The sequence below is a fragment of the Fictibacillus halophilus genome (assembly GCF_042680145.1).
Taxonomy (GTDB): domain Bacteria; phylum Bacillota; class Bacilli; order Bacillales; family Fictibacillaceae; genus Fictibacillus; species Fictibacillus halophilus_A.
On record NZ_JBHTNQ010000001.1, the window covers coordinates 1,144,194 to 1,168,511 of the forward strand.

General features: G+C 40.3%; 23 protein-coding genes and 1 other annotated feature. All 23 genes read left to right on the top strand.

Features of this window, described 5'->3' with window-relative positions:
* The first annotated feature begins 973 nt into the window (after positions 1 to 973).
* The 23 genes from spoIIGA (at position 974) to pyrE (ending at position 24,291) form a co-directional block, all read left to right on the top strand.
* Positions 974 to 1,885 (top strand): sigma-E processing peptidase SpoIIGA, encoded by a 912-nt coding sequence (gene spoIIGA / locus ACFQ4X_RS06020; protein ID WP_379833706.1) that lies wholly within the window; start codon positions 974 to 976, stop codon positions 1,883 to 1,885.
* A 32-nt stretch (positions 1,886 to 1,917) separates the two neighbouring features.
* Positions 1,918 to 2,637 (top strand): RNA polymerase sporulation sigma factor SigE, encoded by a 720-nt coding sequence (gene sigE / locus ACFQ4X_RS06025; RefSeq protein WP_077363663.1) that lies wholly within the window; start codon positions 1,918 to 1,920, stop codon positions 2,635 to 2,637.
* Positions 2,638 to 2,758: 121 nt separating this feature from the next.
* Entirely contained in the window at positions 2,759 to 3,541 is a 783-nt protein-coding gene (sigG, locus tag ACFQ4X_RS06030) for an RNA polymerase sporulation sigma factor SigG (protein WP_066240567.1), read from the top strand.
* Between the two features lie 89 nt (positions 3,542 to 3,630).
* Positions 3,631 to 3,915: a YlmC/YmxH family sporulation protein gene (locus tag ACFQ4X_RS06035; RefSeq protein ID WP_066289211.1), complete on the top strand. Its 285-nt coding sequence runs from the start codon at positions 3,631 to 3,633 to the stop codon at positions 3,913 to 3,915.
* A gap of 74 nt (positions 3,916 to 3,989) precedes the next feature.
* Complete coding sequence (gene pgeF, locus ACFQ4X_RS06040; protein ID WP_379833707.1) at positions 3,990 to 4,817, top strand: peptidoglycan editing factor PgeF; 828 nt, start codon at positions 3,990 to 3,992, stop codon at positions 4,815 to 4,817.
* A 4-nt stretch (positions 4,818 to 4,821) separates the two neighbouring features.
* Positions 4,822 to 5,502 carry a YggS family pyridoxal phosphate-dependent enzyme gene (locus ACFQ4X_RS06045; RefSeq protein WP_379833709.1) on the top strand — a complete coding sequence of 227 codons (681 nt, stop codon included), beginning with the start codon at positions 4,822 to 4,824 and terminating at the stop codon, positions 5,500 to 5,502.
* A 12-nt stretch (positions 5,503 to 5,514) separates the two neighbouring features.
* On the top strand, positions 5,515 to 5,937 hold the full coding sequence (locus ACFQ4X_RS06050; RefSeq protein ID WP_379833711.1) for a cell division protein SepF: 423 nt from the start codon (positions 5,515 to 5,517) through the stop codon (positions 5,935 to 5,937).
* A 20-nt stretch (positions 5,938 to 5,957) separates the two neighbouring features.
* A complete protein-coding gene (locus ACFQ4X_RS06055) occupies positions 5,958 to 6,233 on the top strand; it encodes a YggT family protein (protein WP_379833712.1) in 276 nt (91 codons plus the stop codon).
* Positions 6,234 to 6,242: 9 nt separating this feature from the next.
* Positions 6,243 to 7,016: an RNA-binding protein gene (locus ACFQ4X_RS06060; protein ID WP_379833714.1), complete on the top strand. Its 774-nt coding sequence runs from the start codon at positions 6,243 to 6,245 to the stop codon at positions 7,014 to 7,016.
* 76 nt (positions 7,017 to 7,092) lie between these two features.
* On the top strand, positions 7,093 to 7,602 hold the full coding sequence (locus tag ACFQ4X_RS06065) for a DivIVA domain-containing protein (RefSeq protein ID WP_066289220.1): 510 nt from the start codon (positions 7,093 to 7,095) through the stop codon (positions 7,600 to 7,602).
* A gap of 39 nt (positions 7,603 to 7,641) precedes the next feature.
* Positions 7,642 to 7,868 (top strand) — a binding site (T-box leader).
* Positions 7,869 to 8,168: 300 nt separating this feature from the next.
* Positions 8,169 to 10,931 (top strand): isoleucine--tRNA ligase, encoded by a 2,763-nt coding sequence (gene ileS, locus ACFQ4X_RS06070; RefSeq protein ID WP_379833715.1) that lies wholly within the window; start codon positions 8,169 to 8,171, stop codon positions 10,929 to 10,931.
* Between the two features lie 147 nt (positions 10,932 to 11,078).
* A complete protein-coding gene (gene lspA / locus ACFQ4X_RS06075) occupies positions 11,079 to 11,543 on the top strand; it encodes a signal peptidase II (RefSeq protein ID WP_379833717.1) in 465 nt (154 codons plus the stop codon).
* Positions 11,536 to 12,450: an RluA family pseudouridine synthase gene (locus ACFQ4X_RS06080; protein ID WP_379833718.1), complete on the top strand. Its 915-nt coding sequence runs from the start codon at positions 11,536 to 11,538 to the stop codon at positions 12,448 to 12,450. Before lspA ends, ACFQ4X_RS06080 begins: the two co-directional genes overlap by 8 nt.
* A 191-nt stretch (positions 12,451 to 12,641) precedes the next feature.
* Positions 12,642 to 13,184 (top strand): bifunctional pyr operon transcriptional regulator/uracil phosphoribosyltransferase PyrR, encoded by a 543-nt coding sequence (gene pyrR, locus ACFQ4X_RS06085; RefSeq protein ID WP_066289231.1) that lies wholly within the window; start codon positions 12,642 to 12,644, stop codon positions 13,182 to 13,184.
* A gap of 163 nt (positions 13,185 to 13,347) precedes the next feature.
* Complete coding sequence (locus ACFQ4X_RS06090) at positions 13,348 to 14,667, top strand: solute carrier family 23 protein (RefSeq protein ID WP_379833720.1); 1,320 nt, start codon at positions 13,348 to 13,350, stop codon at positions 14,665 to 14,667.
* A gap of 127 nt (positions 14,668 to 14,794) precedes the next feature.
* Positions 14,795 to 15,715: an aspartate carbamoyltransferase catalytic subunit gene (locus ACFQ4X_RS06095; RefSeq protein WP_379833721.1), complete on the top strand. Its 921-nt coding sequence runs from the start codon at positions 14,795 to 14,797 to the stop codon at positions 15,713 to 15,715.
* Positions 15,690 to 16,982, top strand: a complete 1,293-nt coding sequence (locus ACFQ4X_RS06100) for a dihydroorotase (RefSeq protein WP_379833723.1) — start codon at positions 15,690 to 15,692, stop codon at positions 16,980 to 16,982. Before ACFQ4X_RS06095 ends, ACFQ4X_RS06100 begins: the two co-directional genes overlap by 26 nt.
* A complete protein-coding gene (locus ACFQ4X_RS06105) occupies positions 16,979 to 18,076 on the top strand; it encodes a carbamoyl phosphate synthase small subunit (RefSeq protein WP_379833724.1) in 1,098 nt (365 codons plus the stop codon). Before ACFQ4X_RS06100 ends, ACFQ4X_RS06105 begins: the two co-directional genes overlap by 4 nt.
* Entirely contained in the window at positions 18,069 to 21,275 is a 3,207-nt protein-coding gene (gene carB / locus ACFQ4X_RS06110) for a carbamoyl-phosphate synthase large subunit (protein ID WP_379833726.1), read from the top strand. The genes ACFQ4X_RS06105 and carB overlap by 8 nt, the downstream gene beginning before the upstream one ends.
* Positions 21,272 to 22,042: a dihydroorotate dehydrogenase electron transfer subunit gene (locus ACFQ4X_RS06115; protein WP_379833728.1), complete on the top strand. Its 771-nt coding sequence runs from the start codon at positions 21,272 to 21,274 to the stop codon at positions 22,040 to 22,042. Before carB ends, ACFQ4X_RS06115 begins: the two co-directional genes overlap by 4 nt.
* Positions 22,039 to 22,977 (top strand): dihydroorotate dehydrogenase, encoded by a 939-nt coding sequence (locus ACFQ4X_RS06120; protein ID WP_379833729.1) that lies wholly within the window; start codon positions 22,039 to 22,041, stop codon positions 22,975 to 22,977. Before ACFQ4X_RS06115 ends, ACFQ4X_RS06120 begins: the two co-directional genes overlap by 4 nt.
* Positions 22,950 to 23,684, top strand: coding sequence for an orotidine-5'-phosphate decarboxylase (gene pyrF, locus ACFQ4X_RS06125; protein ID WP_379833731.1), 735 nt, complete (start codon positions 22,950 to 22,952; stop codon positions 23,682 to 23,684). Before ACFQ4X_RS06120 ends, pyrF begins: the two co-directional genes overlap by 28 nt.
* Positions 23,653 to 24,291, top strand: a complete 639-nt coding sequence (gene pyrE / locus ACFQ4X_RS06130; protein ID WP_379833732.1) for an orotate phosphoribosyltransferase — start codon at positions 23,653 to 23,655, stop codon at positions 24,289 to 24,291. Before pyrF ends, pyrE begins: the two co-directional genes overlap by 32 nt.
* The last annotated feature ends 27 nt before the right edge of the window (positions 24,292 to 24,318 follow it).

Genomic DNA, 24,318 nt, shown 5'->3' on the forward strand with positions numbered 1-24,318 from the left:
GTGCGGTGAGCCTCCTGCCGCTTTGCGCCATTAGGAGTCTCCACCTGACCGCTCGTCCCGTAGGAGTCTCGCACCTTGCGCTTCAATCAACATGCAAATGAAGAGAATAAAAATAAACAGAAGCAACAATCTTCTAGAAAACAGCAGTTATAAAAGATTGTTGCAACAAAGAGATAAGTAAGTAATTCTTCATTGAATAGTTATTGGAGTGGAAGGGCGAGACTCCAGCAGGATGAGCGGGACAGGTGAGACTTTTCAATGACGCAGAGCGGCGAATGGGCTCACCGTACACCCTGCGGAAAGGGAGCCCTGGAGCGGAAATTAACATCCTTCAAGAGCAGCAAGGATTACGTAACCGCTCTTTATATTTAAATGTTTCTAAAGATTGTTGCAACAAAGAGATAAGTAAGAAATTCTTCATTGAATAATTAATTGGAGCGGAAGGGCGAGACTCCAGCAGGATGAGTGGGACAGGTGAGACCATTCAATCACGCAGAGCGGCGAATGGGCTCACCGCACACCCTGCGGAAAGGGAGCCCTGTAGCGGAAATTAACCACTTTCAAGAGCAACAAGGATTACGTAAACGCTCTTTAGATTTGACGGTTTCTAAAGATTGTTGCAACAAAGAGATATGTAAGAAATTCTTCATTGAATAGTTAATTGGAGCGGAAGGGCGAGATTCCAGCAGGATGAGCGGGACAGGTGAGACCGTTCAATGACGCGCAGAGCGGCGAATGGGCTCACCGCACACCCTGCGGAAAGGGAGCCCTGCTGCGGAAATTAACCTCCTTCAAGGATTACGAAAAAAGTCTTTAGATTTTGTCATATTCTTGTCCCAAAAGCGTATATCTAGCATATAAGCTTTTTTGACAAAAAAAGAGAAAATAAGAACAATACTTCTCTCATAAACTGACAGACTTTCAAACAACCTATACGTTATACTAATTTCAAAATTAAGAAAGGAGAAAACCAATGACCCTTTATTTGGATGTCATTTGGTTTCTTAATTTCTGCATTGATTATGTATTGATCTCATTAACAGCCTATGTTTTAAAGCGCAATGCATCGAAAAAGAGAATCCTTCTTGCCTCTCTTCTCGCATCCAGTTATGTCATTTTAGTTGTCTATCCAGAACTGATGGTTTTCTCTCAGCCTTTAGTAAAGTTTCTTTTGTCTATTGCAATCATGATTACTGCTTTTGGCTTTAAACGTATTCGATTTGTAGTAAAAAATGTAGCGATGTTTTATTTTGTTTCTTTTGTAACGGGTGGCGGGATTTTTGCTCTTCATTATTTTATGCAGAGTGATGCTGTGATTATGAATGGTGTGATTTCAACCAAGAGTACAGGAATGGGTGATCCGGTAAGCTGGTTATTTGTAGCGGCAGGTGTACCAGCTCTATGGTATTTTTCAAAGAAAAGAGTAGATGACATTACTGTGGAAAAAATGGATTCCAACAGTCTTGTCAAAGTTAAAATCTCTATCGGGGAAGTCATTATTTATGCAAATGGACTTATTGATACAGGTAATAAATTATACGATCCCATTTCAAAAATGCCCGTTATGGTTTTAGACATGAACATCCACAGTTCTGAATTTCCAGAGACCATTCAATCGGCTGCAAGAGATGTGATGTCGATTGGTTCTGAGGAAAACGATCATCCATGGATCAGCAGATTGCGAATCGTACCGTATCGTTCTGTAGGACATCAGCAATTTCTTGCCTGCTTAAAGCCAGATCAAATTGAGATTGAGAAGGATGGAATTGCAGTTTGTTCACCGCCAGGACTTGTTGGATTAAGCTGGACTTCATTATCAAGCGAAGGCCAGTTTGATGCCATTGTGCACCCGAAAATGTATTTTCAACATGTACAAGCGTCATAGTAAGCACTAGATGTGAAAGGGGAGTAAAAATGATCAGCAAATTGCGACTAAGGGTAACGATGTTTTGGTATAAGCTATTATTCAAGCTAGGCTTAAAATCAGATGAAATTTATTACATCGGCGGCAATGAAGCGCTGCCTCCTCCATTAAGCAAAGAAGAAGAAGCGGTTTTGCTCGAAAAACTGCCTTCAGGTGATCAAGCTGCCAAGTCCCTTTTGATCGAACGAAACTTGCGTCTTGTTGTTTACATTGCCAGGAAGTTTGAAAATACAGGAATCAATATCGAGGACTTAATAAGTATAGGTACGATAGGTTTAATTAAAGCTGTAAATACGTTTAATCCAGAAAAAAAGATTAAACTTGCCACATATGCCTCCAGATGTATAGAGAATGAAATATTGATGTACCTGCGGCGAAATAATAAAACACGTTCTGAAGTATCCTTTGACGAACCTTTAAATGTGGATTGGGATGGCAATGAACTGTTGCTTTCAGATGTTCTTGGGACTGAAGATGATATTATTACAAGAAGAATTGAAGCAAATGTTGACCGGAAACTTTTATTAAAAGCTCTTTTTACACTCAATGACAGAGAGAAACAGATTATGGAACTCCGCTTCGGACTCTCAGGCGGAGAAGAAAAAACACAAAAAGATGTAGCGGATATGCTGGGTATATCTCAATCGTATATCTCGAGGCTAGAGAAGAGAATTATTAAAAGGCTTCAAAAAGAATTTAATAAAATGGTTTAGACATTATTCTATATAGGATATTGAATCATTAACTGCTTTAATCAAAATTTACAATTGCATAAATTTCCCTCCGTTCGGTGATACTTAATTTGAAATTAGCTCCCGGCAGGAGGGAAAAGACTTGACAAGAAATAAAGTTGAGATTTGCGGAGTTGACACATCAAAGCTTCCTGTTTTAAAAAATCCAGAGATGCGTATCTTGTTTGATAAAATGCATAAGGGTGATCCCGATGCGAGAGAAACTCTGGTGAATGGAAACCTCAGGCTCGTACTGAGTGTGATTCAGCGATTCAACAACCGCGGTGAGCATGTTGATGATTTATTTCAAGTAGGGTGTATCGGACTCATGAAGTCTATTGACAATTTTGATCTTGGTCAAAATGTTAAGTTTTCTACCTATGCTGTACCGATGATTATTGGTGAAATCCGCCGTTATCTACGGGACAATAATCCGATACGTGTTTCCAGAAGCCTAAGAGATATTGCTTATAAAGCATTGCAAGTTCGTGACCAGCTCATGAATAAATTATCCCGGGAGCCAACAGCACAGCAAATTGCAGAAGCGCTGGATGTACCAAAAGAAGAAGTCGTTTTTGCACTTGATGCCATCCAAGATCCTGTGTCATTGTTTGAACCCATCTATAATGATGGAGGAGATCCTATTTTTGTAATGGATCAGATCAGTGATGATAAAGCGAAAGACATGCAATGGATCGAAGAAATCGCATTAAAAGAAGGTATGAGACGTCTAAACGACAGAGAAAAAATGATATTAACCATGAGGTTCTTTCAAGGCAAGACACAGATGGAAGTGGCAGATGAAATTGGAATCTCCCAGGCCCAAGTGTCAAGACTTGAGAAAGCAGCTATATCTCAGATGAACAAAAATATACAAAGCAGCTAAAACCCGTAAAACTACGGGTTTTTTTTATTACTATGAACATGAAACAGCTTGTTCCTTCATATAATGAAATCAGAAAGGCGGGTTGTGACATGAACAAAATATCAGACTTTCAAGTTAAAGACGTTGTTAACGTAGCAAACGGAAAAAAACTAGGCCATATTGCTGATCTTGAAATTAATTTAAATACCGGAAAGATTGACGCAATCATCATTCCTGGTGCAGGAAAAATGCTTGGGTTTTTTGCAAGAGAAAATGATATTGTAATTCCATGGCGCAACATCGTGAAAATAGGTGCAGACGTTATACTCGTCAGGCATATGGAAGCCAGTGAATTAAACGAATACGTAAAAGAGCCGTTTGATCAATTGAAATAAACGGTTCTTTTTTTCTTTATTCCTCAAAAATGTGGTAAAATAAAGATAAAACTTTCCAGGAGGAATACATAGAAATGAAGACATTTATACAAACTGGAAAGCACCTTATTATAGAAGAATGGCAAAAAGAGAATTCCGTTATTACTGCTGGTTTCACGATGCGTGATGGAGGGTATAGTCCAATGCCTTTCAAATCATTAAATATGGGATTTCATGTTAATGATGATCCCCGCTTTGTACAAGATAACCGCAAAACTTTTGCCGATGAAATTAATTTCCCGATTCAATATTGGGTAGGTTCAAAGCAGGTTCACGGTACACATATTGTAAAAGTCACAGGAGAAGAAGACCGTGGCAGAGGCTCAATGGATTTTGAAACTGCTATCCCAGATGCGGACGGTTTGTACACAAAGGATGAGGACGTTCTATTAACTTCTCTATATGCTGATTGTGTTCCGCTGTACTTTTATTCACAAAAAAATAACTTGATAGGTCTTGCACATGCTGGATGGCGTGGAACAGTAGGTAAAATCGGTCCAAAAATGGTCGAGCTTTGGTGTGAAAAAGAGAATGCAGACATTCATGATATTAAGGCAGCAATCGGACCTGCAATAGGTGAATGCTGTTATGAAGTGGATGAAAAGGTTATTCGTGAAGTAAAAGAAGCATTGAAGAAGGATGAAGATCCTGATGTATTCACAACAAACAATAATGGCAGATTTCAATTAAACTTACAAAAATTAAATGAGATTCTACTCTTGCAAGCTGGAGTACTTCCAGAAAACATCATGGTCTCCCAGCAATGTACAAGCTGTGAAAATTCTTTGTTCTTTTCACACCGGAAAGATAATGGCAAGACGGGCAGAATGATGAGTTTTATAGGCAGGAAAGGAGTTAAGTAAACGTTTGAACATATTAGAAAATAAAGAAAAGATATTAAATGAAATTCAAGCTGCATGCTTGAAAAAAAACAGGTCTCCAAAGGGCGTTAATCTAGTTGCTGTAACGAAATATGTAAGTAACGAAACGACGAAGAATGCAGTTTTGGCAGGTGTTGAACATATCGGTGAAAACCGCATTGAAGGATTGCTTGAAAAGAAGGAATACCTAGCAGACATGAATGTGAAATGGCATTATATTGGCACCCTTCAATCTCGAAAAGTAAAAGATATTATCAATCAAGTTGATTATATCCATTCCTTAGACCGGCTAAGCTTAGCAAAGGAGATACAAAAAAGAGCAGACAAGATAATTTCTTGTTTTGTACAAGTCAATGTAGCAGAAGAAGATTCAAAACATGGACTGGCAGTAAAAGAAGTGATTAGTTTTGTCGATAAACTAAAAGACTACGACAAAATTAAAGTTGTAGGTCTTATGACAATGGCGCCTTTTACAGAAGATGAATCGATCGTAAGAAATGTATTTTCAACGTTAAAACAGTTGCAAATAGACATTCAAAATAAAGATCTACCGCATGCACCATGTGAGGAACTTTCTATGGGAATGTCGAATGACTATGTGATAGCAGTTGAAGAAGGAGCAACCTTTGTTCGAATCGGAACAGATTTAGTCGGAAAAGAATTTTAGGAGGTGGAATAAATGGGAATCAAAACAAAGTTTAAGCGTTTTTTTGATTTAGAAGATGATTATGAGTATGAAAATGAATATGAAGAAGAGTCTTTGGCTGAAGAGGAAGAGATTACACCATCTCATACGAAAAAGAGCAAGCCGAATGTTGTGAGCTTGCAAAGTATCCAGCAGCAGGTTAAGGTTGTTCTTGTTGAGCCGCGCGTTTATGCTGAAGCTCAAGATATTGCGGATCAGCTGAAAAATCGAAGAGCGGTAGTTATGAATTTGCAAAGAATTCCGCATGATCAGGCTAAACGAATCGTAGACTTCTTATCAGGGACTGTTTATGCGATAGGCGGAGATATCCAAAAGCTCGGACCAAATACATTTTTGTGCACTCCTGAAAACGTAGATGTTTCCGGTACGATCTCAGAAATGATGGACGAAGACTAAAAATTGGCAGGTGAAATTTATTGGTATATGAAATTGCAAATGTGGTACAAACACTAATACAAATCTACTATTACATGATTATAGGGTACATACTTTTATCATGGTTTCCAAACGCTAGGGAATCATCCATCGGACAGGTAATCGGAAGGCTTGTAGAACCTTATCTCTCTCCTTTCCGCAAGATCATTCCGCCGCTTGGAATGATTGACCTTTCGCCAATTGTAGCGTTAATGTCACTTCACTTTGCACAATATGGTGTAAGAGCTGTAGCTAATATGCTTGCCGGCTCATTTTAAGGTTTCTTTATGAGTATTTATCAGCACTACCGGCCAGAGGAACATGAGTTTGTTGATCGCGTAATGAGATGGAAATCAGAGACGGTGGAACGATATAGTCCGAAGCTGACTGATTTTCTTGATCCGCGTGAACAGGAAATTGTTAAAAAAATCGTAGGAAACGATACAGATGTACGCCTCTCTTTATGGGGAGGCTCTTCTTTTTCTGAACGAAAAAGGGCACTGCTATTCCCGGAGTATTATGAAGCAGCACAAGATGATTTTCAGCTCGTCTTTTATGATATTGCCTATCCATCAAAGTTCACAACAATCGAGCATCGGGACGTACTTGGAGCTTTGATGAATATAGGAGTTAAAAGAGGCAAGTATGGCGATATACTTATATCCGGAGATAAAGTACAATTTGTTTGTGCAGCTGAAATATCAGGTTTTATAGAACTGAACCTTACGAAAATAGGTAAATCAGGAGTAAAGCTGCACCATATAGAAAATAATGATTTGATGGAAATTAAAACTGATTACGATGAAAGAAATGGAACCGTTTCTTCTCTCCGTTTGGATGTTATTGTTGCTGAGGTCTATAACCTTTCACGTTCTAAAGCTTCACCTTTAATACAGCAGGGCCGTGTTAAATTAAATCATAAAATAACAGACCAGGTTGCGGCAGAAGTAATGGAAGGTGATGAACTCTCAGTTAGAGGTTTTGGGAGAAGCAAGTTATTCGCTATTGAAGGCATGACTAAGAAAGAAAAATGGCGTATCCGTTACGGACTTTTAAAATAATTTCCAGGAATAGAAGGAATGACCGACATTTTGTCGAAATTAGGTAAAAAATAATGCATCTATGGAGGTGGCTGTTTTGCCTTTAACGCCGTTGGATATTCACAATAAGGAATTTACAAGAGGTTTCAGAGGTTATAGTGAAGATGAAGTAAATGACTTTTTAGATCAAGTCATTAAAGATTACGAAGCGGTTATTCGTGAAAAGAAAGATTTAGAGGAAACAGTTTCCAAGCTTGAAGAAAAGATTTCATACTTTAAGAACATTGAAGAAACGTTGAATAAATCCATTCTTATTGCACAAGAAACAGGTGAAGAAGTTAAGCGCACAGCTTCAAAAGAAGCACGCTTGATCGTTAAAGAAGCTGAAAAGAACGCAGACAGAATTATCAATGAATCGTTATCGAAGTCCAGAAAGATTTCGATGGAGATCGACGAATTGAAAAAGCAATCATCTGTATATCGCACAAGATTTAGAATGTTAATTGAAGCACAGTTAGAGATGCTAAAGAATGATGACTGGGATTCTCTAAACGCCCCTGAAAATCTTGAAGGCTATGAACTTCAGGAAGTAAAGACGGAAGCTTGACATTCATTTAAAAAATCGCATATACTTTTGTAAGATTAATATGTGACGAAGACGGGGACAGTAAGATGCTTTTCTCTATTATAGCGAACCAGGAAATGGTGCAAGCCTGGTATAGAGCGGTATTCGAAGATCACCCCTGAGTTCCTGGACTGAAAATCTTTAGTAAGTTCAGGCGCTTCATCCACGCTACGGATGACTAAGCGGGTTTTAGATGAAAATCAGAACCTATTAGGGTGGTACCGCGGGTTAACCTTCTCGTCCCTACTGTAACAGTAGTGGGCGAGAAGGTTTTTTATTTGGCTCTTTTTCTTAAAGTTGAGTATTTTGTCACTCTCTTCATCGAAAAGTTGATTGGAGCGCAAGGTGCGAGACTCCTGCGGGACGAGTGGGACAGGTGAGACTCCTGAAGGCGCAAAGCGTCAGGAGTCTCACCGCCCGCCCCGCGGAAAGCGAGCATCCTGGAGCGGAAATCAACCACTTACAAGAGCAACAAGAAATGCGAAAAACAGCTTTTATTTTTACGGTACCCAGTTTTACGGGTTGAATGATATTAAGGAGGAAAAGCAATGAATTATAAAGACACTCTTTTGATGCCTAAAACGGAGTTCCCGATGCGTGGAAACCTTCCACAGCGTGAACCTGTTGTTCAGGAAAAATGGAATGAATTAAATATCTATGAAAAAGTTATGGAAAAAACGAAGGATCTGCCGCCTTTTATCCTTCATGACGGTCCTCCTTATGCAAATGGTGATATTCATATCGGCCACGCTGAGAATAAGATTCTAAAAGATATCATTGTCCGTTTTAAATCGATGACAGGTCACTATGCTCCATATGTTCCTGGCTGGGATACACATGGACTGCCGATTGAAACTGCTTTGACAAAGAGCGGAAAAGTAAAAAGAAAAGAGCTCACAGTTGCTGAGTTTCGTAAACTTTGTGAAGAGTATGCATTAAAGCAAGTTGATCATCAGCGTGAACAATTTAAACGTCTAGGTGTTCGCGGTGATTGGGAGAATCCTTATATCACACTTGATAAAGGATATGAAGCTAGACAGATCGAAGTGTTTGGCGAGATGGCAAAAAGAGACCTTATCTACAAAGGATTAAAGCCTGTATACTGGTCGCCTTCATCAGAATCTGCATTAGCTGAGGCTGAGATCGAGTATCAAGATAAGCGTTCTGCTTCCATCTATGTAGCATTTGATGTGAAAGATGGAAAGGGAGTTTTGGATGCAGACGAAAAACTCGTTATCTGGACAACAACTCCATGGACGATTCCTGCAAACCTTGGTATTTCAGTTCACCCTGAACTAGACTATGTTTCTGTTCAAACAGAGAACGGTAAATATGTTGTAGCTGAAGCTTTAGTAGAATCACTTAAGAAAGAGTTTGAGTGGGAACAAGCTGAAATTGTTAAACGATTTAAAGGGGCAGAAATCGAACATGCTGTTGCAAGTCATCCGCTTTACGGACGTGATTCACTTGTTATGCTTGGTGACCACGTAACAACTGATGCAGGTACAGGATGTGTTCATACAGCTCCTGGACACGGGGAAGATGACTTCCTTGTAGGTAAGCGCTACGGATTAGACGTTTTATGCCCTGTAGACGACCGCGGTGTAATGACAAAAGAAGCTCCTGGTTTTGAAGGTCTGTTCTATGATGAAGCAAATAAGCCGATCACAGAACAGCTTCAGGAAAAAGGTGCATTATTAAAGCTTTCGTTTATCACTCACTCCTATCCTCATGACTGGAGAACAAAGAAACCTGTTATTTTCCGAGCGACAGCTCAATGGTTTGCTTCCATTAAAGGAATTCGTGATGATATGCTTCGTGCGATTGAAGAAGTTAACTGGGTTCCTACATGGGGTGAGACTCGACTTCACAACATGATCAAAGACCGTGAAGACTGGTGTATTTCCCGTCAGCGTGCATGGGGTGTGCCGATTCCGGTATTCTATGGTGAAGATGGCGAAGCGATCCTTACAGAAGAAACGATCTCTCACGTTGTAGAACTGTTCCGAGAGCATGGTTCTAACGTATGGTTTGAAAGAGAAGCGAAGGACCTTCTTCCTGAAGGATTCACTTCTCCGCACAGTCCAAACGGACGTTTTTCAAAAGAAACAGATATCATGGATGTTTGGTTTGATTCTGGAACATCGCACTGGGGTGTGTTAGAAGAAAGAGAAAACTTAGTTCGTCCAGCAGATCTCTATCTTGAAGGATCTGACCAATATCGCGGCTGGTTTAACTCGTCACTTTCTACATCTGTTGCAATCACTGGCAAAGCTCCTTATAAAGCAGTGCTCAGCCATGGATTTGTTCTCGATGGAGAAGGACGGAAGATGAGTAAATCAATCGGTAATACATTGGATCCGATCAAGGTGATGAAGCAGCTAGGTGCTGATATCATCAGACTATGGGTTTCTTCTGTAGATTATCAGTCAGATGTACGTGTATCAGATGATATTTTAAAGCAGGTAGCTGAAGTTTACCGTAAAATCAGAAATACACTTCGCTTCTTATTAGGAAACCTGCACGGTTTTGATCCAAAACAGCATGCAGTTGCATTTGAAGATATGCCGGACCTTGAAAAATATATGATGGTTAAGCTGGATCAAGTCGTTTCAAAAGTTAAAAAAGCTTACGAAGAGTATCAGTTTATTACCGTTTATAATACGATCCACAACTTCTGTACGATCGAGTTAAGTTCTTTCTATCTGGATATGGCAAAAGACACGCTTTATATCCAAGCTGAAGATGATCATAAACGAAGAAGCATTCAGACTGTGCTATATGAGTCACTCATGGCTTTAACAAAACTGTCTGCACCTGTTTTATCTCACACAGCAGATGAAGTTTGGGAGTACATTCCTGGAGTTGAAGAAGTAAGTGTTCAATTGACTTCTATGCCAGAAGAGAAAAATAATAAAGGTACAGAGCAGCTTGAAAAAGACTGGGATCTATTTATGGATGTTCGCGATGAAGTACTAAAAGCTCTTGAAGAAGCGAGAAGCCAGAAAACGATCGGTAAATCACTTACTGCATCTATTACTCTGTATCCAACTGAGTCGCTTAAGCCTTGGCTTGAGAGCGTTGAAGATTTAAATAAACTCTTTATCGTTTCAAAAGCGGAAGTTGGCGGCGTGAAATCAGAAGCACCTGAAAATGCGTCTGCCTTTGATCATGTTGCTGTATCAGTTACATCTGCTGAAGGTGAAACATGTGAACGCTGCTGGGTTGTTTCAGAAGAAGTTGGCAAAAATGACAATCATCCAACACTTTGTGCGAGCTGTGCAGAAATCGTTGAAAAGAATTATGCATAATTGCTGAAGGAATCCCGCGCTATCGCGGGATTTTTCTTTTTCAGACAGTGCAGAAATAATCCGCTGAATGGGTAAATTAAATTGTAGAACATCCGATGGCTGTGCTACAATTCATAAAGACATATTTAATATATCGGAGGAGTTCTATTGTTTTATTATCTATTGGCCTTGTTAATGTTCGCAGCTGATCAAGCGACAAAATGGGTGATTGTTAAAAAAATGGACCTCGGCCAGTCTATACCTGTCATTGATCAAGTACTATACATAACCTCACACCGAAACAGAGGGGCTGCATTCGGTATTCTGCAAGATCAGCGCTACTTCTTTATTATCATAACAATTATTGTAGTCGGAGCTGTCATCTATTATTTACAGAAGCATGCCACGGACAGATTGCTGAAAACAGCACTGGCACTTGTTCTTGGAGGCGCATTAGGAAACTTTATCGATCGTCTTCTTCGAGGAGAAGTAGTTGATTTTGTTGATGTATATATCGGAAGCTATGATTTCCCTATTTTTAATGTTGCTGACAGTGCTTTAGTAATCGGTGTAGGTTTGATTTTTATTCAAAGTTTTATGGAAAGCAAACAGAAGGAGACAGAAAATGAGTAAATTTGAATATACGGTAACCACTGAACAAGAAGGGAACCGTATTGATAAAGTTTTATCAGATGTCCAGAATGAATGGTCCCGGTCACAGATTCAAAATTGGATTAAAGATAAAATTGTATTACTGAACGATAAACCGGTTAAGTCAAATTATAAATGTGTATCTGGTGATACCGTTGAAATCGAAATTCCTGAACCTCAGGAACTGGATGTTGTTCCAGAAGAAATGAATCTTGATATTGTTTATGAAGACTCAGATGTTCTTGTGGTAAATAAGCCAAGAGGGATGGTAGTCCACCCGGCGCCAGGACATTATAACGGTACCCTTGTAAATGGTCTGATGGCACATTGCACAGATTTATCTGGAATTAACGGTGTTTTGCGACCTGGTATCGTACATCGTATCGATAAGGATACATCGGGATTATTAATGGTTGCAAAAAATGATATGGCCCACGAATCACTAGTAAGCCAGCTTAAGGACAAAACAACAACTAGAATTTACAAAGCGATCGTTCACGGCGTTATGCCTCATGACCAAGGAACAATTGATGCTCCGATCGGCCGTGATAAAAATGACCGCCAAAAAATGACCGTAACAGATGACAATAGCCGAAATGCTGTTACTCATTTTAACGTTATAAAAAGATTTACGAACTATACATTTGTTGAATGCCAGCTTGAAACTGGAAGAACCCACCAAATTCGTGTTCATATGAAATATATTGGTTTCCCATTGGCTGGAGATCCAAAATACGGTCCATCTAAAACACTTCCAATTGAAGGACAGGCACTTCATGCTCAAACTTTAGGCTTCAATCACCCAAGAACAGGTGAGTACATGGAATTTGAAAGAGAGATTCCTTCTGAAATGAGCGAGCTATTGGATTTATTAGAGAAAAGAAGTTGACAAAGGGAACACAGTTTGTCATAATCAATGTAACTTAAATAGTCCTTTAACTTTAGTCCCGTGAGGCTGAGAAGGAAACGTTGTTAAAGAGAATCCAACAGGGATTACTCTATCCTCTCGTCATGCGTGACGGGAGGATTTTTTTTTGAATGATGACGGTTAAAGGGATCTTGGAAAAAGGAGGGTGCATTATGTCAAAGACAGTATTAATGGATGACCAGGCAATTAGAAGAGCGTTGACTCGAATTGCTCATGAAATTATCGAGCGAAACAAAGGAGTCAAGAACATTGTATTAGCCGGCATAAAAACCCGAGGTGAGTTTCTTGCAAAAAGACTTGCTGAAAGAATTGAACAAATCGAAGGTAATGCAGTTTCAGTTGGTGTGATTGATATTACGCTTTACAGAGATGATCTAAGAATCAAGACGGAAAATCAGGAGCCTGAGCTAAAAGGAACTGACATTCCAGTAGAAGTATCAGACAAAAAAATTATCTTAGTAGATGATGTTCTTTATACAGGAAGAACCGTAAGAGCTGCAATGGATGCGATTATGGATCTTGGACGAGCTTCCAGTATACAACTGGCAGTACTGATTGACAGAGGACACCGGGAACTGCCGATCAGAGCTGACTATGTTGGAAAAAACGTTCCGACTTCAAGTGAAGAAGTTATTTCAGCGTCACTGATCGAAGTGGACGGACTGGATGAAGTAGCAATCTCAACAAATAAATAATTGTCCCTTTAAATTCAGTCCAGAGAGGCTGGCAAGGGAGGTAATAAATCACGTGCAGCACGGAAAGACCTGTGTACGCGTGTGCCTCCACGGCCTCTTTTGCTAAAGCAAGAGAGGTTTTTTAATGGAAAGAATGCTTTTTTAAAATGGGAGGTAATTCAAAATGGATAACAATACAAAAGCAATTTTAGATGTACATGAAAAACCATCACCGGTTCAATGGCTTACATTAAGCCTGCAGCACTTATTCGCTATGTTTGGTGCTACAGTGCTTGTACCGTTCTTAGTAGGCCTTCATCCTGGAGTTGCGCTAGTTTCAAGCGGACTTGCAACGCTTGCGTATCTTTTAGTAACAAGAGGTCAGATTCCCGCTTACCTCGGATCGAGCTTCGCTTTTATAACGCCGATCTTAACTGTAAAAGCTTTTGGCGGTCCTGAAGCAGCAATGCTCGGAAGCTTCCTTGCAGGTCTTGTATACGGAGTAGTCGCACTGCTCATTAAAGGCTTCGGTTTTAAATGGCTGATGCGCATTCTGCCTCCAGTAGTAGTCGGACCAGTAATTATCGTAATCGGACTTGGACTTGCAAATGTTGCTGTAGGAATGGCAATGAATGTACCGGGAACTGAAAACTACAGCTTAACTCACTTTACAGTTGCACTATTTACACTGGCAGTGACAATAATTTGCTCCATCTTTTTTAGAGGAATCTTAGGAATCATCCCTATTTTAATAGGAATCTTCGCTGGATATACATTTGCCTACTTTAGAGGACTTGTGGATTTTACAAAAGTAGCACAAGCTAACTGGATTCAGGCTCCTGATTTCATTGTACCGTTTGTAACGTACACACCAGATTTTTCTTGGAGTATCGCAATGATTATGATGCCTGTCGCAGCAGTAACGATTGCTGAACATATCGGACATCAGCTTGTACTATCAAAGGTAGTAGGACGGAACTTTATTGAAAAGCCCGGCTTACATCGTTCCATTTTAGGAGACGGACTTGGAGTCATGATCGGCTCAATGATCGGTGGACCTCCAGTAACGACTTACGGTGAGAACATTGGAGTATTAGCAATCACTCGAGTTTACTCGGTATTCGTAATAGGAGGCGCTGCAGTGACAGCTATCCTGTTCGGATTCTCCGGAAAAGTAACAGCCTTAATCAGCACGATTCCAACTGCTGTAATGGGAGGAGTATCAATCCTGCTGTTTGGTATCATCGCTTCATCTGGGTTAAGAATGCTTGTAGATAACAACATCGACTTTGGTAATAAAAGAAACCTGATTATCTCATCTGTTATTCTTGTAACAGGAATTGGAGGAGCGGCACTTAAGATTAATGCAAACTTTGAGATTGCTGGAATGGCACTCGCAACATTAATCGGTATCTTCCTTAACTTGGTACTGCCAGGCAAAGAAGATGATAATGACTTAATGAATAAGATGTTTAAAAAGAACGGTAACGATACAGCTGCATAATACACCTTTTAATTAAGTACGAGAGACTTAAAAGGGTGAACATTAATAAGAGAACTTTGATTCTTTTGTTAAGGGCACCCTGAAAAAACTTTCAGGGTGCTATTTTTATGTAAAGGGAGAGTTTTGGATGAATCATCTGCTATCAATGAATGAATTGTCTATTGAAGACATCCAGTACATTTTAAATCTTGCTGAGGAATTTAAAGGCGGTAAACAAGAGAAAGCCTTTGACCAGAAGCTGATCGCAAATTTATTTTTTGAGCCAAGTACTAGAACAAGGTTTAGTTTTGAAGCTGCTGAACACAAGCTTGGTATGAAACCTATGAATGTTGAAGTAAGCGGGTCAAGTGTTCAAAAAGGAGAAACGCTTTATGACACATTAAGAACACTTGAGGAAATCGGAGTTTCCGGCTTCGTAATCAGGCATCCCGAAGACCGCTACTTTGATGGCTTAGCTGAAAAAATAAACGTGCCAATCATCAATGCAGGTGATGGATGCGGCAATCATCCGACACAATCACTTTTAGATCTATTAACGATTCAACAAGAATTCATCGTCATACAGGGCTTAACTGTAGTCATTGTTGGAGATATTCTTCACAGCCGGGTTGCCCGGTCGAATGCGGAAGTTCTTCGTAAAATGGGTGCAAGAGTGCTGTTTTCTGGTCCTGAGGAGTGGTTTGTAGATGAATGGAAAGAAGATTTTATTCCGATGGATGAAGCAGTAGAAGCGGCTGATGTAGTAATGATGCTGAGAATTCAGCATGAAAGGCACAGCGCAAGCATGCTGCTGACAAAGGAAGATTATCACCAGCAATATGGTTTAACGATCGAACGTGAAAGAAGAATGAAGGAACATAGCATTATCATGCATCCGGCTCCAGTAAATCGCGGGGTCGAAATAGCGGATGAGCTGGTGGAATGTGAACGCTCCAGAATATTTAAACAAGTTCAAAATGGAGTCTACATCCGGATGGCTGTGCTTAATTGGACACTAAAAACAAACCAGGAGGCGGTAAACAATGGGTTATTTATTGAAAAACGCTAGCATTTTAGACGGGAATAACAATTTGATTAAAACAGATATCCTGATTGAAAAAGATATGATTAAGAAGATTGAAGAAAACATTCCCTTTGATCAGCATGAAGTTTTAGAAGCAGAAGGAAGACTTGTTACACCTGGTTTTGTTGATCTGCATGTTCATTTAAGAGAGCCTGGCGGTGAACATAAAGAAACAATTGAAACGGGAACAAAAGCGGCTGTGAAAGGCGGCTATACAACGCTGGCTGCCATGCCGAATACACGGCCTGTTCCAGATACGATCGAAACGATGGAATTTGTTCAGCAAAGAATTAAAGAAACGGCAAGCTGCAGAGTTTTGCCATACGCTTCGATAACAACTCGTCAGATTGGAAAAGAATTAACCGATTTTAGCGGTCTATTAGAAAAAGGAGCTTTTGCATTTACAGATGATGGAGTAGGCGTTCAATCAGCCGGTTTGATGCTAAAGGCCATGAAAGAAGCAAGTAAAAACGATGCAGTAATTGTTGCTCATTGTGAAGACAATACACTCCTTCCAAAAGGAGGGGCATTTCATGAAGGACAATTCACTGAAAAGGAAGGGTTGCCTGGCATACCATCTGTAAGTGAATCTGTGCATATCGCACGTGATGTTTTACTCGCTGAAGCAGCAAACGCAAGATATCATGTCTGCCATGTAAGTACAAAAGAATCCGTAAGAGTAATAAAAGACGCAAAACGTGCAGGGATTAAAGTAACGGCAGAAGTTACACCTCATCACCTGATCTTAAGTGATAAGGACATAAAGAATAATAACACTCATTATAAGATGAACCCGCCTTTAAGAAGCGAAAGTGACCGTGAGGCATTAATACAAGGATTAAAAGAAGGAACGATTGATTTTATCGCAACTGACCATGCTCCGCATAGTGCTGAAGAGAAAAACCAGGATGTTGAACTCGCACCGTTCGGAATCGTAGGACTGGAGACAGCTTTTCCGCTTCTCTACACTGAGCTTGTTTTAAACCAAGAAATTTTTACACTGCAAGAGTTAGTTGACATGATGACCAGCAAACCTGCTGTGAGCTTTAATCTTCCATACGGAACACTTTTAGAAGGTGCAAAAGCGGATTTAACAATCGTTGATTTGAATAAAGAAGAAGCAATCGACACAAAAACATTTGTCTCTAAAGGTAAAAATACACCATTTGATGGAAGAGTATGCAAAGGGTGGCCTATCGCAACAATTTTTGAAGGAAAGCTTGTTTACAACAAGGAGGAGAGCTTCGTATGAAACGTTACTTAATCTTAGAAGATGGCACAATTTTTAATGGTTTAGCTTTTGGATCAAATCGTGAAGCAAACGGAGAGGTTGTTTTTACAACGAGTATGACAGGCTATCAGGAAGTTCTTACAGATCCTTCATACTGCGACCAAATCATAACTTTCACTTATCCGCTAGTAGGCAATTATGGCATCAATCGTTCAGATTATGAATCCATACGGCCGGCGGCGAGCGGAATAATTGTAAATGAACATGCGGAATTCCCTAACCATCATGAAGGAATTCAGTCTTTAAGCAGCTGGCTGACGGCTAAAGATATTCCAGGACTTTATGGAATTGATACAAGAAAATTAACAAGAAAAATCAGGCAGCACGGGACATTAAAGGGAAGATTGTCCAATACGATTGAAAATGCTCAAGAAATCATCGATGAAATGAACGCAGCACCTTTAACAACAGATCAAGTATCAAAAGTTTCGACTAAATCACCTTATCACCTTCCAAACAGCGGAAACAGAGTGGTTGTTGTAGATTTTGGGGTGAAAACAGGTATGCTGAGAGAATTATCAAGAAGATTATGCGATGTAATTGTAGTCCCTTATAACACGCCAGCCGCTGATATTATCCGCCTTCAGCCAGATGGTGTACTCTTGAGCAACGGACCAGGAGATCCAAAAGATGTCCCTGCAGGCATAACGATGATACAGGAGCTTTTAAACTATAACATTCCGATTTTAGGAATCTGCTTAGGGCATCAGCTTCTTGCGCTAGCTTGCGGCGGTGATACTGAAAAGCTGAAATTCGGACATCGGGGATCGAATCATCCTGTAAGAGACCTTGAGACAGGTAAGATTGCGCTGACTTCACAAAACCATGGTTACGCAGTTACTGAGAATTCGTTGATGAACACTTCTTTAGAACTTACACATCAAGCAGTAAACGATGGAACAGTAGAAGGATTAAAACATAAAGTGAAACCAGCATTTTCAATCCAATATCACCCTGAAGCGTCACCTGGACCACAAGATTCTAATCCGATCTTTGATGACTTCATGAATATGATTAAAACAACAAAGAAAGAAGGTTTGATGCAGAATGCCTAAACGACATGACATCCGAAAGATTTTAGTAATTGGATCAGGACCGATTGTAATTGGACAAGCAGCAGAGTTTGATTATGCAGGAACACAGGCTTGCCAAGCATTAAAAGAAGAAGGATACGAGGTTGTTCTTGTAAACTCAAATCCGGCAACAATCATGACAGATCCAAACATGGCAGATAAAGTATACATTGAACCTTTAACACTTGAGTTTGTATCAAGAATCATCCGTCAGGAACGCCCAGATGGTCTTCTTGCAACACTTGGGGGACAAACTGGTCTTAACCTGGCCGTTGAACTCTTCAATTCCGGTATTTTAGAAGAATACAACGTGGAACTTTTAGGTACTAAGCTGCCTTCTATTCAGCAAGCAGAAGACCGAGATTTATTCAGAGAATTGATGAGAGAGCTGAATGAACCAGTTCCTGAGAGTGCGATTGTCCATAACATGGATGAGGCAAGAGAGTTTGTTGAAGAACATGGTTACCCGGTAATCATTCGTCCTGCCTTCACGCTCGGTGGAACTGGAGGCGGTATCGTAAACGATGAAGAAGAGTTTTTAGAAATCACACCGGCAGGGCTGCATGCAAGCCCGGTTGGACAAGTTTTGATTGAAAAGAGTATCGCAGGATTTAAAGAAATTGAATATGAAGTGATGAGAGATAAGAATGACACTGCAATCGTTGTATGCAACATGGAAAACATTGATCCAGTGGGTATCCATACAGGAGATTCAATCGTAGTTGCACCGAGTCAAACTTTAACAGACAGAGACTATCAGCTGCTGCGCAACGCTTCATTAAAAATAATCAGAGCATTAAAAATCGAAGGCGGCTGCAACGTTCAGCTGGCACTTGATCCAGATAGCTCACAATATTTTGTAATCGAAGTAAATCCGCGTGTAAGCCGTTCATCTGCTTTAGCATCAAAAGCGACAGGTTATCCGATCGCAAAGCTTGCAGCTAAAATCGCGGTCGGTTATACATTAGATGAAATTAAAAACCCAGTAACAGGCACAACTTACGCTTGTTTTGAACCAGCACTTGATTACATCGTAACTAAGATTCCAAGATGGCCGTTTGATAAATTCGAAGGTGCGAATAGAAAGCTTGGAACTCAAATGAAGGCAACAGGAGAGGTTATGGCAATCGGCCGCAACTTTGAAGAATCACTTTTAAAAGCGGTTCGTTCGCTTGAAATTTCAGCTTTCCATCTGGAAGTAAAAGAAAAACATCTTTCAAAATCAGAAGCAGAAGAAAAAATACTGAGAGCAGATGATGAAAGATTATTCTATATCGCAGAAGCATTCAGAATGGGGATCACAGTTGAACAAATTCACGAATGGACAAAGATTGATCTGTTCTTCCTAGAAAAACTGCACGGTATTATTTTGCTGGAAGATAGAGTGAATGAACGTAAGAATGATGCTGGAATCTTGCAAAAAGCAAAGGAAAAAGGATTCAGCGATAAATGGATTGCAGAAGCTTGGGGAATGGATGAATACGACCTCTTTAAATTCAGACAAAACGAAAAAATCATGCCAGTCTTTAAAATGGTAGATACTTGTGCAGCAGAATTCGAATCAGCTACACCATATTATTATGGAACATATGGTGATGAAGATGAGTCTGTCATCACAGATAAAAAGAGCGTTGTTGTATTAGGTTCAGGTCCAATAAGAATTGGCCAAGGAATTGAATTCGACTATGCAACTGTTCATACAGTATGGGCGATTCAGGAAGCGGGTTATGAAGCCATTATCATTAACAATAATCCTGAAACCGTTTCTACAGACTTTAGTATGTCTGACAAGCTTTATTTTGAGCCGCTGACTGTAGAAGATGTTATGCACGTAATTCAGCATGAAAAGCCAGAAGGAGTTATTGTGCAGTTTGGAGGACAAACAGCGATCAATCTTTCTGAAGAGCTTGAAAGAAGAGGAATCAAAATTCTTGGAACTTCGCTCGACAGTATGGACTTAGCAGAAGACAGAGAACGTTTCGAAAAAGTGATGCAGAAGCTTAGCATACCTCAGCCTGCTGGTAAAACTGCTTTTTCAGTAACAGACGCGGTAGCTATAGCATCATCAATCGGATATCCGGTGCTCGTTCGTCCTTCTTATGTACTTGGGGGACGTGCGATGGAGATTGTTTATCAGGAAAGCGAACTTCTGCAATATATGGAGAATGCAGCCCGGGTTAATCCGGATCATCCCGTATTAGTAGACAGATACCTTGAAGGAAAAGAGATAGAAGTTGACGCAATTTCTGACGGAACGGACGTCTTTATCCCAGGAATGATGGAGCATATCGAACGCGCAGGTGTTCACTCAGGTGACTCGATTGCAGTTTATCCTCCACAAACACTTCCTGAGGAGATTAAACAAAAAATAATCGAAAGAACGATTTCTATTGCCAAAGGTTTAAATATAGTAGGACTCTTGAACATCCAATTTGTGTGGCATAAAGATGAAGTTTACGTACTTGAAGTGAACCCGCGCTCCAGCCGGACAGTTCCATTCTTGAGTAAGATTACAGGTGTCCCGATGGCGAACGTAGCAACAAAAGTGATCTTAGGTGAAAACCTGAAAAAACAAGGATATGAAACGGGCTACCAAAAGGAAGCGGATGAAGTTTCCGTAAAAGTTCCTGTGTTCTCATTCGCAAAACTGCGCAGGGTCGATACGTATTTAGGACCTGAAATGAAATCAACAGGGGAAGTAATGGGAAGAGATAAGAATCTTCAAAAAGCGCTTTACAAAGGTCTTATCGCTTCTGGAATGAAGATTCCGGCATACGGAACTGTGCTCTTTACGGTTGCAGATAAAGATAAAGCTGAAGCACTTGAAATGGTAAAAAGATTTTACGAGATCGGCTACACCATTATGGCAACAGAAGGAACAGCAAGCATTATCGAAAAAGAAGGTATTCCGGTAGATGTAGTCGGCAAAATCGGTTCTGAAGGAAGAAACCTGCTTGATGTAATTCGAAAAGGTGAAGCACAGTTTGTTGTAAACACGCTGACTAAAGGAAAGATCCCGGCAAGAGACGGTTTCCGAATCCGAAGAGAGTGTGCTGAAAACGGTGTAGTTTGTCTGACAAACCTGGATACTTCTGTAGCTTTGTTAGAAGTTCTTGAATCCATCTCATTCTCAGCTCATGCTCTTTCATCCTTCACAAAAAATGAAAAGGTGCTCGTATGAAGAAACATTTGTTAAGCATAACTTCTAATACGGAAATTGCACGCAACATCTTTGAGATGAAACTGACTGGCCCTGGTACAGCAACAATGACTGTACCTGGTCAGTTTCTCCATGTCAGTGTCGGAAAACATACATCAAAACTGCTGCGCCGCCCGCTTTCAATCTGTGATGTTGATTTGGAGAAAGAAGAAGTCACACTTTTGTATAGAGCACAAGGAGAGGGAACAAAGCAATTAAGCCAAAAACAAACTGGTGAGATTGTTGATGTATTAGGACCTTTAGGAAACGGCTTTTCTCTTGAAACAATTGAAGGTAGTAATACTGCATTACTGATCGGAGGCGGCATAGGCGTGCCTCCACTCTATTATCTTGGTAAGAAACTGAGGGAAAAAGGGATAAAAGTTGAATTCATTTTAGGTTATCAATCACTTGATGACAGCTTTTATATTGAAAAGTTTAATGAAATAGGAGAAACAATCGTAACGACCGTTGATGGCTCTTTAGGGATTAAAGGATTTGTAACAGATGCGATGGATCAGCTTACTTCAGATGAACCTGTTATTTATTCGGTTGGACCTGCTGTAATGCTCAAAGCAGTTGAACAAAAAGCTGCTGGATTAAATGGATTCATCTCTTTAGAGGAAAGAATGGGCTGTGGGATAGGTGCCTGCTTCGCATGCGTCTGCCCGACTGAAACCAGACAATCTGGCTATGTGAAAATTTGCAGCGATGGTCCTGTCTTTAAAATGGGGGAGGTTGTTTTATGAGCCGATTAAGTGTTTCATTGCCTGGACTGAATATGAAGAATCCCATTCTGCCAGCATCAGGATGTTTTGGATTCGGAAAAGAATACGCAAAATGGTATGACTTAAGCCTATTAGGCGGAATCACAATTAAGGCAGCTACACTTGAAGGGCGATTCGGAAACCCTACACCCCGTGTAGCGGAAACAGAAAGCGGCATGCTGAATGCAATAGGTCTTCAGAATCCAGGGGTCAAAGGAATCATAGAAAATGAACTTCCTGCATTAGAGCCTTATAACATTCCCATTCTTGCGAACATTGCGGGATCGACTGAAGAAGAGTATATAGAAGTAACAAGACAAATCTCAGCTTCACCTCTAGTAAGTGCTGTAGAACTAAACATTTCTTGTCCCAATGTTAAAGAAGGTGGAATCCAGTTCGGAACTCATTATAAATCGGCTGCTGATTTAACAAAAAAAGTGAAAAGTGTTTCTGAAAAACCTGTTTACGTTAAGCTTTCTCCGAACGTATCAAACATCACAGAAATGGCTGAAGCCGTTGAAGATGCGGGTGCTGACGGTTTATCTATGGTCAACACGCTTGTGGGCATGAAGCTTGATTGGAGAACAGGAAACCCCATTCTAGCTAACAAAACAGGCGGCCTTTCTGGTCCAGCGATCAAACCGGTAGCCATCCGTATGATCTATGAAGTGAGCCAAAAAGTTTCGCTTCCAATTATAGGGATGGGCGGAGTGAGTACGGCTGAGGATGTTTTAGAAATGATGTCGGCGGGTGCTTCGGCTGTTGCAGTCGGAACGGCAAACTTCGTAAACCCATATGTGTGTCCGGAAATTATTGAGAAGCTTCCCGAACTGTTAGATGAGATAGGCGTCGAGCAAATCAGTGAAATGACTGGAGGGAGTTGGAGGCAATGGAAAACCCCGTTATCATCGCGTTAGACTTTGAGAATGCAGATAAAGCGAAGGAGTTTCTTTTAAGTTTTAATGGACAATCACCTTATGTAAAAGTAGGAATGGAACTTTATTATGCAGAAGGACCATCGTTTATCAAATGGCTGAAAGAAAGAAACTTTCGTATTTTCCTGGATTTAAAGCTTCACGATATCCCGACTACCGTTCATAAAGCAATGAAAGTGCTTGGCGGGCTGAATGTTGATATTGTCAACGTACATGCTGCAGGGGGAACTGCGATGCTGAAAGCTGCTAAGGAAGGTCTATTGGCAGCGGGTGCTCATCACACGAAATTGATCGCAGTTACACAACTGACAAGTACAACTGAAAAAGTGCTGAGCGATGAACTTCTAATAAAAGATACAAGCTTAAACGATTGTGTTGCTCATTATGCAAAGCTGGCAAAAGATTCAGGATTAGACGGAGTAGTTTGTTCTGTTCAAGAATCAAATTCTATTAAAAAAATTTGCGGAGACGATTTTTTAACAGTAACGCCAGGCATCAGACCTCAAGGAGCAGATACTCACGATCAAGCGCGGATTGCGACACCTGCAGAAGCAGCTAGGATGGGCTCGGATTTTATGGTTATCGGAAGGAGCATTACACAGTCGGATCAGCCAGTTAACACATATGAAGAAATTTTAAACGAATGGAGAGAAAGCTATGAAAACAACAATCGCAAAACATTTGCTTAATATCAAAGCTGTTACACTTTCACCAGAGGAACCATACACATGGTCTTCAGGAATGAAATCTCCAATCTATTGTGATAACAGGTTGATTCTGGCTTATCCTGAACTTCGTAAACAAGTTGCTGAAGAATTAGTCTCACTGATTAAGATGCATTATCCTGAGGCCGATTTGATCGCTGGTACAGCTACTGCTGGTATCCCGCATGCTGCATTCATTGCAGACCAAATGAATTTACCGATGTGCTATGTAAGATCGAGTGCTAAAGCGCATGGTAAAGGAAAACAAATTGAAGGTCTAACGGAAAGAACGAAAAAAGCAGTTGTTGTTGAAGACTTAATATCTACAGGTAAAAGCTCGATTCAAGCTTGTCAGGCACTTCAAGAAGCTGGAGTTGAAGTATTAGGTGTGGCAGCAATATTCAGCTATGGACTTGAAAAAGGGACAAAAGCTTTCGAAAAGGAAGGAGTTTCCTTCCAAACAGTCACGAATTTTAGTACATTAATAAAGGAAGCACAAGAAAGCGGTACAATTAGCGAACAAGGGCTTACTTTATTAAAAGAATGGCAACAAGACCCTGAAAATTGGGGAGCTGCCTCTTTTTCCAAATAGTTTTCTAAGGAGAATACGATTTTGAGA

Coding starts and splice junctions, on each gene's coding strand:
- ACFQ4X_RS06050 (WP_379833711.1), top strand. CDS start 5,515: ATGGGAATCAAAACAAAGTTTAAGCGTTTTTTTGATTTAGAAGATGAT.
- spoIIGA (WP_379833706.1), top strand. CDS start 974: ATGACCCTTTATTTGGATGTCATTTGGTTTCTTAATTTCTGCATTGAT.
- pyrF (WP_379833731.1), top strand. CDS start 22,950: ATGGAAAACCCCGTTATCATCGCGTTAGACTTTGAGAATGCAGATAAA.
- pyrR (WP_066289231.1), top strand. CDS start 12,642: ATGTCAAAGACAGTATTAATGGATGACCAGGCAATTAGAAGAGCGTTG.
- pyrE (WP_379833732.1), top strand. CDS start 23,653: ATGAAAACAACAATCGCAAAACATTTGCTTAATATCAAAGCTGTTACA.
- ACFQ4X_RS06035 (WP_066289211.1), top strand. CDS start 3,631: ATGAACAAAATATCAGACTTTCAAGTTAAAGACGTTGTTAACGTAGCA.
- ACFQ4X_RS06115 (WP_379833728.1), top strand. CDS start 21,272: ATGAAGAAACATTTGTTAAGCATAACTTCTAATACGGAAATTGCACGC.
- pgeF (WP_379833707.1), top strand. CDS start 3,990: ATGAAGACATTTATACAAACTGGAAAGCACCTTATTATAGAAGAATGG.
- ACFQ4X_RS06100 (WP_379833723.1), top strand. CDS start 15,690: ATGGGTTATTTATTGAAAAACGCTAGCATTTTAGACGGGAATAACAAT.
- ileS (WP_379833715.1), top strand. CDS start 8,169: ATGAATTATAAAGACACTCTTTTGATGCCTAAAACGGAGTTCCCGATG.
- ACFQ4X_RS06120 (WP_379833729.1), top strand. CDS start 22,039: ATGAGCCGATTAAGTGTTTCATTGCCTGGACTGAATATGAAGAATCCC.
- ACFQ4X_RS06105 (WP_379833724.1), top strand. CDS start 16,979: ATGAAACGTTACTTAATCTTAGAAGATGGCACAATTTTTAATGGTTTA.
- ACFQ4X_RS06090 (WP_379833720.1), top strand. CDS start 13,348: ATGGATAACAATACAAAAGCAATTTTAGATGTACATGAAAAACCATCA.
- ACFQ4X_RS06080 (WP_379833718.1), top strand. CDS start 11,536: ATGAGTAAATTTGAATATACGGTAACCACTGAACAAGAAGGGAACCGT.
- ACFQ4X_RS06095 (WP_379833721.1), top strand. CDS start 14,795: ATGAATCATCTGCTATCAATGAATGAATTGTCTATTGAAGACATCCAG.
- ACFQ4X_RS06060 (WP_379833714.1), top strand. CDS start 6,243: ATGAGTATTTATCAGCACTACCGGCCAGAGGAACATGAGTTTGTTGAT.
- carB (WP_379833726.1), top strand. CDS start 18,069: ATGCCTAAACGACATGACATCCGAAAGATTTTAGTAATTGGATCAGGA.